At 57.2% G+C, this 13,058-nt stretch carries 12 protein-coding genes; 5 read left to right on the top strand and 7 right to left on the bottom strand.

Features of this window, described 5'->3' with window-relative positions; translation table 11 throughout:
- Positions 1-60: 60 nt before the first annotated feature.
- Together HNI00_RS00265 and HNI00_RS00260 are read right to left on the bottom strand one after the other, a co-directional pair.
- Entirely contained in the window at positions 61-2,007 is a 1,947-nt protein-coding gene (locus HNI00_RS00265) for a M48 family metalloprotease (RefSeq protein ID WP_316789643.1), read from the bottom strand.
- Between the two features lie 73 nt (positions 2,008-2,080).
- Positions 2,081-2,632, bottom strand: coding sequence for a DUF2996 domain-containing protein (locus HNI00_RS00260; protein ID WP_316789641.1), 552 nt, complete (start codon positions 2,630-2,632; stop codon positions 2,081-2,083).
- Between the two features lie 548 nt (positions 2,633-3,180).
- Here HNI00_RS00260 and HNI00_RS00255 point away from each other — a divergent pair.
- A complete protein-coding gene (locus HNI00_RS00255; RefSeq protein WP_316789639.1) occupies positions 3,181-3,612 on the top strand; it encodes a hypothetical protein in 432 nt (143 codons plus the stop codon).
- Positions 3,613-3,687: 75 nt separating this feature from the next.
- Here the strand turns inward: HNI00_RS00255 and HNI00_RS00250 are convergent, their stop codons facing one another.
- Entirely contained in the window at positions 3,688-4,209 is a 522-nt protein-coding gene (locus tag HNI00_RS00250) for a pentapeptide repeat-containing protein (RefSeq protein WP_255548881.1), read from the bottom strand.
- A 547-nt stretch (positions 4,210-4,756) separates the two neighbouring features.
- Here HNI00_RS00250 and HNI00_RS00245 point away from each other — a divergent pair.
- Positions 4,757-5,467 (top strand): cytochrome b/b6 domain-containing protein, encoded by a 711-nt coding sequence (locus HNI00_RS00245; RefSeq protein WP_316789636.1) that lies wholly within the window; start codon positions 4,757-4,759, stop codon positions 5,465-5,467.
- Positions 5,468-5,830: 363 nt separating this feature from the next.
- Positions 5,831-6,841: a DMT family transporter gene (locus tag HNI00_RS00240; RefSeq protein ID WP_316789634.1), complete on the top strand. Its 1,011-nt coding sequence runs from the start codon at positions 5,831-5,833 to the stop codon at positions 6,839-6,841.
- Here the strand turns inward: HNI00_RS00240 and HNI00_RS00235 are convergent.
- From HNI00_RS00235 to HNI00_RS00225, 3 genes are all read right to left on the bottom strand, one after another.
- A complete protein-coding gene (locus HNI00_RS00235; protein ID WP_316789632.1) occupies positions 6,838-7,656 on the bottom strand; it encodes a late competence development ComFB family protein in 819 nt (272 codons plus the stop codon). The genes HNI00_RS00240 and HNI00_RS00235 overlap by 4 nt on opposite strands.
- 1,261 nt (positions 7,657-8,917) lie before the next feature.
- On the bottom strand, positions 8,918-9,622 hold the full coding sequence (locus HNI00_RS00230; RefSeq protein WP_316789630.1) for a phosphatase PAP2 family protein: 705 nt from the start codon (positions 9,620-9,622) through the stop codon (positions 8,918-8,920).
- Positions 9,623-9,724: 102 nt separating this feature from the next.
- Positions 9,725-10,336 carry a hypothetical protein gene (locus HNI00_RS00225; RefSeq protein WP_474769164.1) on the bottom strand — a complete coding sequence of 204 codons (612 nt, stop codon included), beginning with the start codon at positions 10,334-10,336 and terminating at the stop codon, positions 9,725-9,727.
- A 320-nt stretch (positions 10,337-10,656) separates the two neighbouring features.
- On the opposite strand from HNI00_RS00225, the gene nblR reads away from it, so the two are divergent.
- Together nblR and HNI00_RS00215 are read left to right on the top strand one after the other, a co-directional pair.
- Positions 10,657-11,343: a response regulator transcription factor NblR gene (gene nblR / locus HNI00_RS00220; RefSeq protein ID WP_316789627.1), complete on the top strand. Its 687-nt coding sequence runs from the start codon at positions 10,657-10,659 to the stop codon at positions 11,341-11,343.
- Between the two features lie 19 nt (positions 11,344-11,362).
- Positions 11,363-11,947 (top strand): DUF192 domain-containing protein, encoded by a 585-nt coding sequence (locus HNI00_RS00215; protein WP_316789625.1) that lies wholly within the window; start codon positions 11,363-11,365, stop codon positions 11,945-11,947.
- 26 nt (positions 11,948-11,973) lie between these two features.
- Here HNI00_RS00215 and HNI00_RS00210 read toward each other — a convergent pair whose 3' ends face one another.
- Positions 11,974-12,576, bottom strand: coding sequence for a 2OG-Fe(II) oxygenase (locus HNI00_RS00210; RefSeq protein WP_316789623.1), 603 nt, complete (start codon positions 12,574-12,576; stop codon positions 11,974-11,976).
- Positions 12,577-13,058 lie beyond the last annotated feature (482 nt).

The following is a 13,058-nucleotide window of genomic DNA, read 5'->3' as shown; positions in this document are numbered from 1 at the left end:
CGGGTTGAGGGTTACAAACTTGCAAACTTGGGTGTCGGGGCCGCCTGCTCTAGTCTGAGGCTAGCGATTGGGACGGCGCTCGGCGGTGGGCTTGCGGAGGCGCGTCAGCCCCAGTTCGGTCTGCACCCGCAGGCGCATGGCGGCGTGGCGATCGATGCCCTCGTAAGCGTAGCGGTTATATCCGTTCTGGCGGATTTGTCGCTCGATGTTGCGCTGCCGCTCACGGGTATCGGGGTGGGTGGAGAGCCACTCGAAGGGGGCGACTCGCCGCTCTTGTTTTGCCAGCGTCACCATCAGCCCGTGCAGCCCGTCCGCTGCGTAGCCTGCCGAGGCCAGCAGTCGCGTCCCAAAGGCATCGGCCTGGCGCTCCATGTCGCGGCTGTAGTTGAAATAGAGCAGGTTTGCCGCATAGCCGCCATAGGGAATGAGCTGGAAGGCGTTGCCTAGGGTGTTGGCATCGACCGCAAGCTGGAAGCCATGCGAGAGGGAGGTGTGGGCGAGTTCGTGGGCGATCAGTCCGGCTAGCTCTGCTTCTGATCGGGCTTTCAGGATTGCGCCCGCGTTGATGAAGATTTTGCCGCCCGGCAGTGCAAAGGCGTTGAGGCTGCGATCGCGGATAATGAAAAACTCGTACTCAAATTCCGATCGCCCCGTCATCGCGGCGAGGCGCTGCCCAATGTCGTTGACGTAGGCATTCACCGCTTCATCCTGAATGAGCGGCAACTGGCGGGCAGCACGACGGGCGATCGCCTCTCCCACGTTCTCTTCGCCCCGCAGCAGCGCGATTCCGGTCTGAATTGAAGAGATGGGGCCAAACAGGTTGCCCGTCAGCGCAAAGCCCAGCGCCCCAGTCAGCAAGTTGGCGATCGCCCCGGCTCGCAAATCGCGCTCCAGCCGATTGCGGAAGGTTCTGGCGTGCTGAGCCGCCAGCGCCTCAAACTCCGCCGCCGCCGGATCATCGGGATACATCAGGGCAAACTGCCGCGCCGCGATCGCCGCTTCCACCAGTTGTCCGTTGGTTGCCAGGGCCGCCACCCGTGCCTGCACCAGTTCTGCCGAATCAGGATATAGCCCCACTGCCCGCTCCAGCACCGCCAGCGCCTCGTTCGAGCGATCGCCCGCCGCCAGCACCTCGGCATAGCGCAGATGCCCCAGCACAAACTCTGGATGCTGCTGAGTCAAGAGCCGCAGGGCAGACTCCATGCGCGGACGAGAATTCTGCGATCGCCCCGCCTCTGCCTCGCGCCAGTAGACCTGCCCTTCGGGGGGCAACGCCTCTGGCTCGGTGACCAGCGGGGGCACTTCGACGACATCCACTTCATCAAACGGCGCTTTTGCCAGCCGATAGCGGGCTTCTGCCTCGCGCCGCAGGCCCATCTGCCACAGCGCATCCCCCTCTCGCAGCAGTTCCAGCGCTACCGCCGGGTCGATCGGGGCAGCATTGGGTTCCGGTGCGGCGATCGCTGGCTCGGCGACTGGCTCGGCGACTGGCTCCGTAACGACTGGCTCCGCGACGACTGGTTCGACTGGTTCCGTCAGCGCATCCAGTTCAGGGTGCGGCTCCGCAGATGGCTCACCGGCTGTGTTCAGGATTGGCGCAGGGTCTGGGTTCGCCTCTATCGGGTCAACCCGTTCCCCTGCCACGGCAGACTCGTCAATCGCTTCGCCCAGCAGAACCTCGGCAAGGGGAGAAATTTCGGCGGTGGCTCCAAATTCTTCCAGCACCCAAGCCGATGAGGTATTGGCGAGGCTGGCTGAGGCTCCGGGCAGCATCGACGGAGGATCTGCGAAAGCTTCGGTAATGGGCGACCCTGGCCAATCGGACGCTGAGATACCCTCAGCCGCTACAACCTCTGAAACAGGTGCGACTGAAACGGACGCAACCGGCCCCAACGCATCGGGCGCATCGGGCTGAGCTGCGATCGCCCCCTCTACCAGTGCTTCTGCTAGGGAGAGCGGAATCGCCAAAAGGCTGCATAGCCAAAGCCGACGGAGAAGAGATGACATGGCGATCGCCTCCTCAGCATTCTACAAGTCAGGAACATTGCTTGGTAACGCTGACGCAGGGCCAGGGCTAACGCTAGTTGCCCACTAGCCACTTCTGCCCGTTTAGCCGCTGCAACGTGTACAGCACCATCAAGTCCAGCGTTACCTTGCGTTCGTCAATCATAAACGACTCTAGCAGGCTAGGGCTTGCGCCATTCCCAGCGCAGCTAAAGACCTTTTGCCCCTGGATATCTTCCTTTACAAAGCCCACCAGAAACTGGTGCTGCCCGCCTTGAAACTTGCCCTGCACCTGCCAGCAAGCGCCGAGTTCCTCCATGCCCTTGATCGGCAGCGGCAGCTTCTCAAACGTTAGATCTAAATCGTCAAACCCTGTGGCGGCCATTGCCTTTTTCAGGCTGGGCATATAGTCCTGCGTGATGAAGTCTGCAAAGGGCTTGTCTTCTAGTGCAGGTGGCTTTTCTTTCTTGGGCTTGGCCGCGGGCGCTTCGCCATCCCCAGATTGCGCTTTGGGTGCGCGGGGGGGCTTCTTTTCATCGGGGGTCGCTGCGGGTGTGTCGGAGGCGGGTTGCGCCTCGGTCGGTGTCGATGTGGCTTCAGCCGGAGGATTGGTCGCTTCGTCTGGCATGGCTATCTGCAATCAGTCGTCATAAATTACTCCCATAGTACCGGGTTGTCACCGATTCAGAAACGGTTCGCCCTGCCCAACTGCCGTCAGAATTTCTGAGGCAGGCGATTAGAATTCTCAACCGTTATGCTGCTAGGTCTGCCGAGAACATGCCGAGAACACACCGAGAACATGAACCCAAAACCTAAATGGTAAGCCGGACACTGCCCAACTCACCTTAGCCCAACTCACCTCAATAGACTTCATTAGGAGTTACGCAGTTGCCCAAAAAGCTGGGCGCGGTAGAACCCAAGGATGAATCCAGCAAAGGTGAATGAGTCCGATAGTTCATGACGCAATCACGCGATTGTTGCACCGTCTATAGCCACCGAAGCAAGGCTGGGAACGAGCGATGGGCTGGGGCGATCGCCGCCTGTTAAGCCATGATACGTTTTGCAACCAGAGCAACCCGGCAAACCGAGAATTCGGCAGCGGTTGGTCTATACTGCCTTATCCTCTCTGTCATTTAATATATGTTTTCTGATGTCAGATCTTTGAACCAAGCCGCTTTGGGAACCGAACTTCGTGCTGCTGCGGGTGTACAGCCCTCTGGGTTGCGAGCAGCGACTGCCTTCGACAGCCTCCGTCCCACCCGGACGGTACGAGCCTCCAGCGAACGCAACTTTGGTACGCTAAATGCGGGCAGTAGCCGATCGGCTGCGGGGAATGTGGGTAAAAAAAGCCCAGACTTCTTCAAGTTCAAAATTACTCGCCAGCGCACGGTGTCTTTGAATGTCACCATTCAGGAACTCATCAGCCGACGCTACATTCGGGGCGCTATTTTAGACAACAAAAAACGTGCCCTCAAGGTATCCGATACGCTGCGGGCCCCGCTGGAATCTGATCGCTTTTCGATTAAGCTAAAGGCTGGCACGTATTACACCAAAATCGTGACCGACGGTAATCGCATTAACTATAGCTTCCGCCTCCAGGTTCGGTGAGCCAGTCGATCAGGTGATTAAGGGGCGATCGCCCTCCTGTATTATGCTCAAGTATTATGCTCAAGTGCGATCGCCCTAATCCCGACACCCCAGCGAGTATCGCGTTTCCACGCCCGTTGTAGGGTTCACCCCGTCGGCAATTTTGCACAGTTCTTTCACCTGAGCGCCATCCAAAATGGCATCGGTAAAATCAGCGCCCGTGATATTGACATCCTGAAAGGTGGAACGTAGAAGGATCGTTTCTGTCAACACTGCATCGCTCAGATCGGCTCCTTTAAATTTCACCTGATCGAGCATGGCATTGCTCAAGTCTGCGCCATGCAAAATTGCATCCGTAAGAACCGACGCGCTGAACACGCCGCCGCGCACATTTGCACCCGTAAAATTTGCCTGATCGAGATTGGCGTTGGAAAACTCGGCGGAACGGAGTTCCTGTCCTGAAAAATCGTGTTTCCGCAGTTCTGCATTGCTATAGGACGGCGGCGGCGCATATTTTGCAGCCTGGGCATAGGCAGGCATACTCCAGCCCAAAATGGTGCCGATCAAGAGGGCGATCGCCATTCCCAGTCCTGCTGCGATTCGCGTGTTCCAGCGCATGGGTGCCTCCTGCAATTTCAGAACGGAGTCAGTTGCTCTTTGCGGGCAATTCTTTTCTAAAGCATTTTCAAGAGCAGCTCTTTCTATCTTGACAGGTTAGGGGACAGGGCACAGCAGACCCACGACATATCTATCAATTACACGACGGACTCACACGACGGACTCACACGACGGACTCACACGACGGACTGACAAGACAGAAAGCAATCTTTCAGAAGACGCAATATACAGCTTTGCCGACCCCCTCCCCCTCTTCTGGTATGCCGAAGGCTTTCAGCCCTCCCACAGGGCGGGAGAGGAACTTCAAGCCTCTCTTGTTCCCCTTCTCCCAAGCTGGGAGAAGGGGTTGGGGGATGAGGGCAGATTGAAAGTCGCACATCACGTTCAGGAACGTTTCTGTGGGGTGTTCATTGAAATCTTCTATGGTTTGGGTCTGTTGATGCTCCTGAGTAGCTTGCTACGATCGCCCTTGGAACGCGGTTCCAAATTTTGCCTGTTGTGATTCGTCTGTGATTCGTCGTTGTGATTTTTGGATGTTGAACTATCCATGCCTGCCCGTCCTTATCAACCCCTGCTGCTCCGCATTTTGCACGGCGTGACTGGAGTTTCGGCGATCGCCGCCATCCTCACCGCCGCTTGGACGTTCGACACCTACGATGCCCGGTGGATCGACCTGCCCCTGCCGCACTGGCCAGATGTTGAAGGCATCCACGGCACCTTTGGGCTATATGCACTGCTGGCGTTTCCGCTGCTGGTGCTGTATGCCTTTCGTCAGGGCGATCGCCGCCTGGCCCAGCCCGATTCGCTAGCCACGCTGACTCGCACGTCTCCAGCGCGACCCGTGTGGTGGTACGCGCTGCATCGCTGCACGAATACTGCTATGCTGCTGGCGATGACGTTTGCGCTGTTTTCCGGCAAAATGATGGATTCTGGCTGGCTACCACGCGGCGAAACACACCACGCCTGGTATTTGACGCATCTGGTGTCTTGGGTGGTGCTGGTGCTTGCTTTGGGGCTGCATTTGCTGATGTCGGCTAAGGTCGGCGGGCAGCCGCTGCTGATGTCGATGCTAGACTGGCGATTTCGAGCAAAAGATCACCCCCGATACTGGCCAGGGCACATTGCCCAGACCTGGCATCAGCGTCAGTTCAGCACGCTGCGCGGCTGGCTAGCCTGGGTCCATAGCGTCAGGCTCCTGGAAGCGCTGATTCTAGTGGCGATCGCCCTGGCCTGGATCATTCCAATCTTCAAGCACTAATCCAAAGGCGAAAAGCCCCCTTCGTTCTTCGTTCTTCGCTTTTCGCTCTTCGTTTAGGAAATCTATGAAAAATCCCGGCAGGGAGGCCGGGATGGTGGGTGAGGAGCATGCATATCTGAAAGTTTAAGAGCAGGCTATGACGACAAAGTGACATCCCAAACACATCTCTGTGAAATTAGAACAGGACTTACGCACTTGCAATAAGCTTTCTGGATTTTGGACAATTTCTCGCGGGCTGCACCCGCGAGAAATTGTCCACCTGAGTAAGTCCTATAGAATTTAAGGGCTTTATTGAAAAGCGATTGCTCGCGATAGCCCGTTAACAATCGCTTTCAAGACCAACCCTAACCCCCAACCCCTGAATTGCAAAACGCTTCTTCTCGACCGACTGGCTGGCTCGTCTGGCTGATTCTCACGATTGGAATCCTTTCGGTGTCCACGGCAGCGCTGTTTATTCGGCTGGCGTTGCAAGCGGCAGGCGCAGAGGGTGCGGGGTTTAGCCTGTTTTTGGCGGCGACGCGGCTGTTGATGGCGGCGCTGATTTTGCTACCGGCGTGGCGTGGGTTTCCAGCGGAGGCGCTGCGACGAGATAGCGCTGAGAAATCTACTAGCAACCCTAGCAACCCTGGCAGCACGGGCAAACCTTATAACGCGGGCAAAACTGTACGGCGATCGCTCTTGTATTCCGCCGGAGCAGGCGTGTTTCTGGCGCTGCATTTTGCCGCCTGGATTACGTCGCTGTCCTACACGTCGATTGCAGCCTCGACGACACTGGTAACCACGAATCCGGTGTGGGTAGCGCTGCTGTCGTGGATCTGGTTCAAGGAAAAACCGTCCGGATTGACCAGTCTGGGCATTGCGATCGCCCTCGCAGGCAGTCTCTTGATTGGGCTGGGGAGCAGCACAGGCAGCGCGGCGGGTAGCAATCCGCTGCTGGGCAATGGGCTGGCGCTGGTGGGGTCTTGGGCCGTGAGCTTCTATTTCTTGCTGGGGCGTGAGGCGCAGCGCAAAGGATTGGGCATTGGGCATCACGCAGCCCTGGCCTATAGCGTGGCGGCGCTGGTGCTGCTGCCGCTGCCGCTGCTGGCAGGTCAGGGATACACGGGCTACCCATCTGCGGTGTATGGCTACACGCTGCTGATGGCGCTGTTTCCCCAGGCAATCGGGCATACCAGCCTCAACTGGGCAGTCCGCTGGGTGTCGCCGACGCTGGTGACACTAACGATTCTGGCAGAACCCGTTGGCTCCAGCATTTTGGGATTTCTAGTCTTTCAGGAAAACCCAGGGCGCTCCGTGCTGCTGGGGGCGGCGGTGATTTTGCTGGGGGTGGCGATCGCCGCAGTGGGCAATGCTCCCAAACCATCTGCCCCCTAGCGGAAAAAGCAGCTATCCCATCCCGAAGGCGGTTCGATATTCTCAGACCGCTGCTCTGGCTGACGGGCAGGCGGCTGTGGCGGGCGCTGCTGGACTGCCGGACGGCCCCCTTGGAAGCGATTGGTCGGCTGGGGAGCAGGCGAGTTCGCAGGACGAACGGCCGGACGGACGGACTGACGGGGCGGCATCTGCGGTGGCGGGGCCGAAGGCGCAGCGGGTGGCACAGAGACTCCGGAGGGATTGGGGAATGGGGAGAGCGATCGCTCTGGTCTAACGTGCAGACGATGAGCGGCGTAGCTGCTGGCTCCAACCGAAGACGAAGCGCTGTCTGGAATAGGGGCTAAAGCAGGGGCCGAAACACTAGCCGTCACAGCTTCCCTGGATGCAGCGCGATACGCACCGGGCGCAAACCGGCCCTGCGGCGCAGTCAGCGCTTCCTCCACGGCTATCGGCAGCGTTTCCCAACTGAGCCGCTCGTTTTTCAGGACGCGCCGCAGTTGGCAGAGTACGTCTTGCAGCATGGGGGACTGCTTGGCCCGGAGCGGCTGATAGGAGCGCAGCGGATCACGACGAATCGCGGCGATCGCCCGTTGCACCGCCTGGGCGACCTGTGTGCCGTGGGTGGCCATGCCCCGACGAATCTGATGCTGCAACCCTTGCTCAGACGTAGCGTAGAGGGCGGGCAGTTGGTTCAGCGCATAGGCGATCAGCTCCAGCCGATTGATATAAGAGGCAACCTTGGGTGGCAAAGCTTTGAGCTGACGATCGACCTCCTGCTCGACCAGCGACTCCATTGCGTTCTGGTAAATGTTCATGACGTTTTCAGTAATTTAAACGGCGATGATTAACTGCAATTTAAACGGCGATGATTAACTGCGGTGATTTTGGGTTGTCTGGAGGCGGTTCTGCGTTTGTGCTGCGGTGGCAAGCTCTTATTAGCTCAGATCTCGCCAGCTAAGTCAGGAAGCAGCGCTGTACAAAAAGCAAGCTAATTCAAGAATGGATTTGAAATAGACCAGGGCTGGCACTTTGAGGAAGCCCCTGAAGAGACAACTTGAGCTTGCGAATGTTCAAGGATGTAGACTTTGCCGCAGCCTGCAAGGCTGCCATGACCAATCGGAATGCCGAGGATAAACCGTTGACGCTGAGAAGCGGCTAACCCGTTCAGCGCCCTCCAGTTAAGAGTCCGATACCCTCCATGCAAACCACAGAGAGCAGAATGAGCAAAGCTAGTAAACGAAATACCAGCGCGAGTGAGAAAAGTTCTTAGCGGCCTTCCTTGACCACAAGCTGCAAGCCGTCGTAGACCGACACGTTTAACCCGCAACCAGTAGTAGATCTGCTTAGCGCTCCCAGACGCGCTGGTCTGAAAGCAGGCACCCTTACAAAACGAACGCAGACTAATCTGAGTCTTCTCAGTATAACCCGCGATCGCCCTATGCAGCCTAGAAGCCCCTGAGGAAATCCCTGACATGGTTACCCTTAATCCGGCAGTGTTACCTGAAATACGGCAGATTCCGACGCTATTAAGCCCGCTGGTAAACCTTTTGGCAATTCTGCTGGCGATTCCAGAGTGGCAGCCCTGATTCAGAGTTGCGACTTAGCAATACTGAGCAGCAGCCCGCAGCAGTGCTTATACGTAATAAATATCAGCGTGACTGCATTATAAGATGCATAAAAGACAGGGTATCTACGCATAAACACGTAAAACCCTGCGAACTTTCTGTAAATCTGCGGGACTGCTTTAAACTCCCAAGGTGAGGAAATAGACTATTTCCGGGTTATTTCTGATAGAACTCACGCAGTTGGAGGATTTCTCGGGGGCGCAGCCCGCGAGAAATCCTCCAAAACTCAGAAAACTGATCGCAAGTGCGTAAGTCCTGTCTGATGTCTGGCTAATAAGAATTGCGTTGCAGTAGGAAGCAAGAACTCCTGTTCTCTCTCCTTTGCCGAGGGCTAGGGTGAGGGCCGCAAGACGCTCAAGCACGAGAGTCACACGTCTGTCTGACAACGCCAAAATCTGCGGTGTTGACTCAAAAGCTGAGAAATAGCCGAGCAATTGGCTGAGAAATTAAACTACTTTTCGTCCTGCGGCTTGATTTTTTCGCGCTGCGGCTGGATCAGCAGGGACAGCCCGACCGTCCAAGCGATCGCCACCAGCCAGCCCCCCAAAATATCGCTGGGATAATGCACGCCCAGATAGAGCCGCGTCCAGCCGATTGCTAAGACAAATAGCACCCCGAACAATGCGGCCCATGGCCGCCAGCGCGACGACCCCAGCAAGATCAGCAGCACGACCCCGATGGCAACGCTCGTCATGGCGTGGCCGCTGGGAAACGAGAAATCATGCGGACGGGGTGCGCCAGACTCCCACAAAAAGGGGCGATCGCGCTTCCACAAGTCCTTGAGTCCAATGTTGATCAGGGTGCTGCCAGCCAGGGACAGCACCACGTAGAGGAGCGATCGCCAGCGTTGCAGCGGAACTAGGGCGATGGCCATCAGCCCCGCCAGCGGCGGCAAGATCCAGGGCGACCCCAACCGCGTCATCCCCTGGGCGATCCGATCGAGTGCAGGCGTGCTAGCTGCATGAACGGCCTGCAAAATCGGCTCATCCCAGGGAAAATTGCCCAATGTCCAAACGCCAAAGCCCAACAGCCCAAAGCCCGCCAGCGGCAGCCCCACGCCCAAAATCCACAGGCTCGTCGCCAGAGACACACCTAAAGCGGTTCTATCCTGGGTCATCTGATCGTGAACCAATGCCTCTTTGACTTCCTCGACCATGCCTCGTTCCTCACGTCATCTGGCTGATCCGAGTGTGGCATTTTGGGTGTTCCCCAAGAAGTAGTTTGCACTTCGTAATTTCTTATCTAAATCTAGTCCAGCCTACTTGGACAGCACTAGCTCCCACTCCTGGCTGGTGGCATTCCACACTGGAGCCACTGTTTCACCCACCACATAGGGGCCCCAGTAGCGGCGCGATCCATCCTGGGCAAAGGCGGTGATCACGTCACCCGCCTGCACCTGCAAATCCGCTTCGCCTTCGGGCAGCGCTAGCAGCAGACCTTTGGTGCTGCCTTCTTGCGGCGCAAAGTCCCAATGGATGGGTTCAGGATAACGCTCGGAGCCGTCTGCGTTACGGGTCTTCGTTTGGCGAGAGAGCAGCGCGACCCGCACGGGATGGTCGGTCTGGTTGCTGACTCGCAGGGCCCCTGCCTGGGCGATCGCACTCTGAAGAGCGGGGGCAGCAGGCGCAGCAATGGGTGTGGCTGTGGGGGCAGCACTAGGGGAAGCAGCACTAGGGGAGGCAGCGGGGGGGGCAGGGCTGGGTATGGCGGGCGGGCGGGGTTCATCTTCAGCCGGAGACGGGGCGACCGGAGACGGCACGCCTTCATACTGAATAGAAATTTGGAACTGACTCAGGAACCAAACCGTCAACCCCAACAGCACAACGCCAATGGCAGCAGGGTAAACACCTCGCTTCGTCATGATTTTCATCTTCTGCCCCTGCTCTCGATGGATGCCCAATAGATGCCCAGTAGAAGCCCAGTAGGATGCACGAACCTGATATGTAACGAGCTATGTGAACTTTCTCCTCTAATCTAATCAGTCAGGCTAGGTTTGCGGACGGCAAAATGCTAGATAAATGCTAAAAGTTTGGGGCGATCGCCCCAGGATGTCCCAAATCCCCCCAAACGCACCGGGCGATCGCCCCACATGCTAAAACGGATGAGAATCGCCGCTGTTTTCATAGGCACTAACACTTACGCTTCAAGCTAGTCTTCTACCGAAATCTCTCAACCTAAATAGCGCTACCTATGGCTCAAACTCCTACTCCCCGTGTCTTGCTCGTCGAGCCAGATGAGATTCTGGCCCATAGCTTGAGCAATGACCTGCGCGAATCGGGCTACGAAACCGCCATTGCCCACGACTACACCACGGGGATTCGCCAGGCCGCCGAATTTCAGCCATCGCTGATTGTGATCGACCGGATGCTGGGCGGCGAGTCGGGTCTATCACTCTGCCAGCAGCTACGGGCCAGTGGAGCGCGAGTTCCTGTGGTGCTGCTGATGGCGCGGGATCTGGTGGATGATCGGGTGGCCTGTCTGGAGGCCGGAGCCGACGACTATTTTCTCAAGCCCTATCGCAGCGAAGATTTTCTGCGCCTGGTGCAGCTTTACCTGAAGCCAGATACCTCCGGCAGCGAACAACTGCGGTTTGCTGATTTGGTTTTGGATCTGTCTACCCGCTGCGCCCTGCGGCAAGATCGGGTGATTGACCTCACCATGAAAGAGTTTGAACTGCTGAAATACCTCATGGAGCATCCGCGAGAAGTGTTAACGCGGGAGCAAATTCTAGAAAACGTCTGGGGCTACGACTTTATGGGGGAGTCGAACGTGATTGAGGTGTATGTGCGCTATCTGCGGCTCAAGATCGAAGACGAAGGCGAAAAACGGCTAATTCAGACGGTGCGCGGCGTTGGTTATGTTTTGCGAGAAGCGTGAAAGGTTGGAAAGGTTGGAAATGAGTAATATGAATCGCTGGGTGAAGCGGGGATTTCGCGTGATCTGTATGACGAGTGCAGTGGGATTGAGCGCCCTGCTGCTGGGCTGTAGCCCTAGCCCATCGGAGGTTTCGATGCCAGAGGTGCCCTCCGGCGGTGGCCCACAGGAAACGGCAACCCAACCCTTTCGGGGGCAGGTTTTGCCGATTTCGGCAGAAGTGGAAATTGGCGATGAGCAGATTCAGCTAGAGGTGGCCCGCACGCCCCAAGAGCAGGCGATGGGGCTGATGTTTCGCACCGAACTGCCGCCCGATCGGGGAATGCTGTTTCCGTTTGAGTTTGCGCGGCCCGTTCAGTTTTGGATGCAGAACACGCTGATTCCGCTGGATATGGTGTTTTTGCTGGATGGCGAGGTGAAGGAAATTGTCGCCAGTGCGCCGCCCTGTGAAAGCCAGCCCTGTCCGACCTACGGCCCGACGAGGCAGCGGGTGAACCAGGTGATTGAACTGGCCGGAGGACGAGCGGCGGAACTGGGCTTGCAGGTGGGCGATCGCCTCGATATCCGCTTTCTAGACACGCCGCGTCCGGCCAATGCTACCCCTTAGCAAAGCTCCTGATTCTAGATACAGGATTAGGCCTGCTTCACCAGCTTTGCCCGCGACTCGATGGTGAATTCGGGAATGTCGTGCAGTTCGTCCGCCTCCAGCGCGTACTGCTCGCAGACCAAACTGAGGCGATCGCCCTCGGTTTTCAGACCGTTGATGGAATGCGTCAGGTTGCCCTGAAACCACACCAGCGCATTCACCCGTGGGCGAATCTGCCCCACCTGCTGGCGGTGGTTTCGCAGCACCAATTCCCCGCCCTGCAACGGCTCCGGCACTTGCACATACAGCACGCTGACGCAGACGGGCGGCTCGATGGTTTTGCAGTAGGATCGCAGCGATCGGTCAACATGCGGATCGACCCGCGATCCGCCCTTGAGCAGCAGCGGATTCAGATAAAAGGCGTTGCAGTCGGGCTGGAGCGCGATGTCCAGATAGGGTTTGAAATAGGGAAACTGTGCTTCGACGTGCGATCGCCCTTCGCCACGAAACACGACCGAGAACCCCTTCGTGCCGACAAAATCCCGGTTCAAATTATTCACTGCAAAATAGCGGCAGGCGCGAATCTGCCCCCGCAACTCGGTGAGATAGTCGTCGGAGAATACGTTTTGCTGCTGGCGGAAGTAGGGCATGGTAGGGCTGTGGGATCGGCAGCGGGGGATAAATAAACTGAGTTCGACAAGGTAGAAAAGTCTATTAAGGAAAAGCTGAGAGGATGTTTGAAAAGTCCTACTGTTTGTAGCAAAGCGTGCAAGATCCCCCTAAATCCCCCTTAAAAAGGGGGACTTTAAGGCGGTTTCCCCCCTTTTTAAGGGGGCTAGGGGGGATCTCTGAGTGCTTAACATTACAGGCGATACCTTTTCAAACACCCTCTGAGACTGGATCTGAAGTTAAACGAAGTTAAAGCAGATCAGCTATCACCTCCGTCGTATCACGCCTCCATGTCATCCAAATTCCCACAAATCTTCTATGGCCTTGACGACTTTTGCCGAGCCTTCCGGCAGCCTTCTAAGCGATCGAACTCATGTTAAACCAACGTCATATAGGCTTTGCGTAGATCCGCTGGAGTTTGCCGCATTTCGGGCGATCGCCCCTGTCTTTGTCCCCAAAAGCG

This window comes from Thermoleptolyngbya oregonensis NK1-22 (assembly GCF_032705245.1).
Lineage (GTDB): Bacteria > Cyanobacteriota > Cyanobacteriia > Elainellales > Elainellaceae > Thermoleptolyngbya > Thermoleptolyngbya sichuanensis.
This window is presented reverse-complemented; position numbering and strand designations above follow the sequence as displayed.

Coding starts and splice junctions, on each gene's coding strand:
- HNI00_RS00260 (WP_316789641.1), bottom strand. CDS start 2,632: ATGCCAGACGAAGCGACCAATCCTCCGGCTGAAGCCACATCGACACCG.
- HNI00_RS00265 (WP_316789643.1), bottom strand. CDS start 2,007: ATGTCATCTCTTCTCCGTCGGCTTTGGCTATGCAGCCTTTTGGCGATT.
- HNI00_RS00225 (WP_474769164.1), bottom strand. CDS start 10,336: ATGAAAATCATGACGAAGCGAGGTGTTTACCCTGCTGCCATTGGCGTT.
- nblR (WP_316789627.1), top strand. CDS start 10,657: ATGGCTCAAACTCCTACTCCCCGTGTCTTGCTCGTCGAGCCAGATGAG.
- HNI00_RS00215 (WP_316789625.1), top strand. CDS start 11,363: ATGAGTAATATGAATCGCTGGGTGAAGCGGGGATTTCGCGTGATCTGT.
- HNI00_RS00210 (WP_316789623.1), bottom strand. CDS start 12,576: ATGCCCTACTTCCGCCAGCAGCAAAACGTATTCTCCGACGACTATCTC.
- HNI00_RS00230 (WP_316789630.1), bottom strand. CDS start 9,622: ATGGTCGAGGAAGTCAAAGAGGCATTGGTTCACGATCAGATGACCCAG.
- HNI00_RS00235 (WP_316789632.1), bottom strand. CDS start 7,656: ATGAACATTTACCAGAACGCAATGGAGTCGCTGGTCGAGCAGGAGGTC.
- HNI00_RS00245 (WP_316789636.1), top strand. CDS start 4,757: ATGCCTGCCCGTCCTTATCAACCCCTGCTGCTCCGCATTTTGCACGGC.
- HNI00_RS00250 (WP_255548881.1), bottom strand. CDS start 4,209: ATGCGCTGGAACACGCGAATCGCAGCAGGACTGGGAATGGCGATCGCC.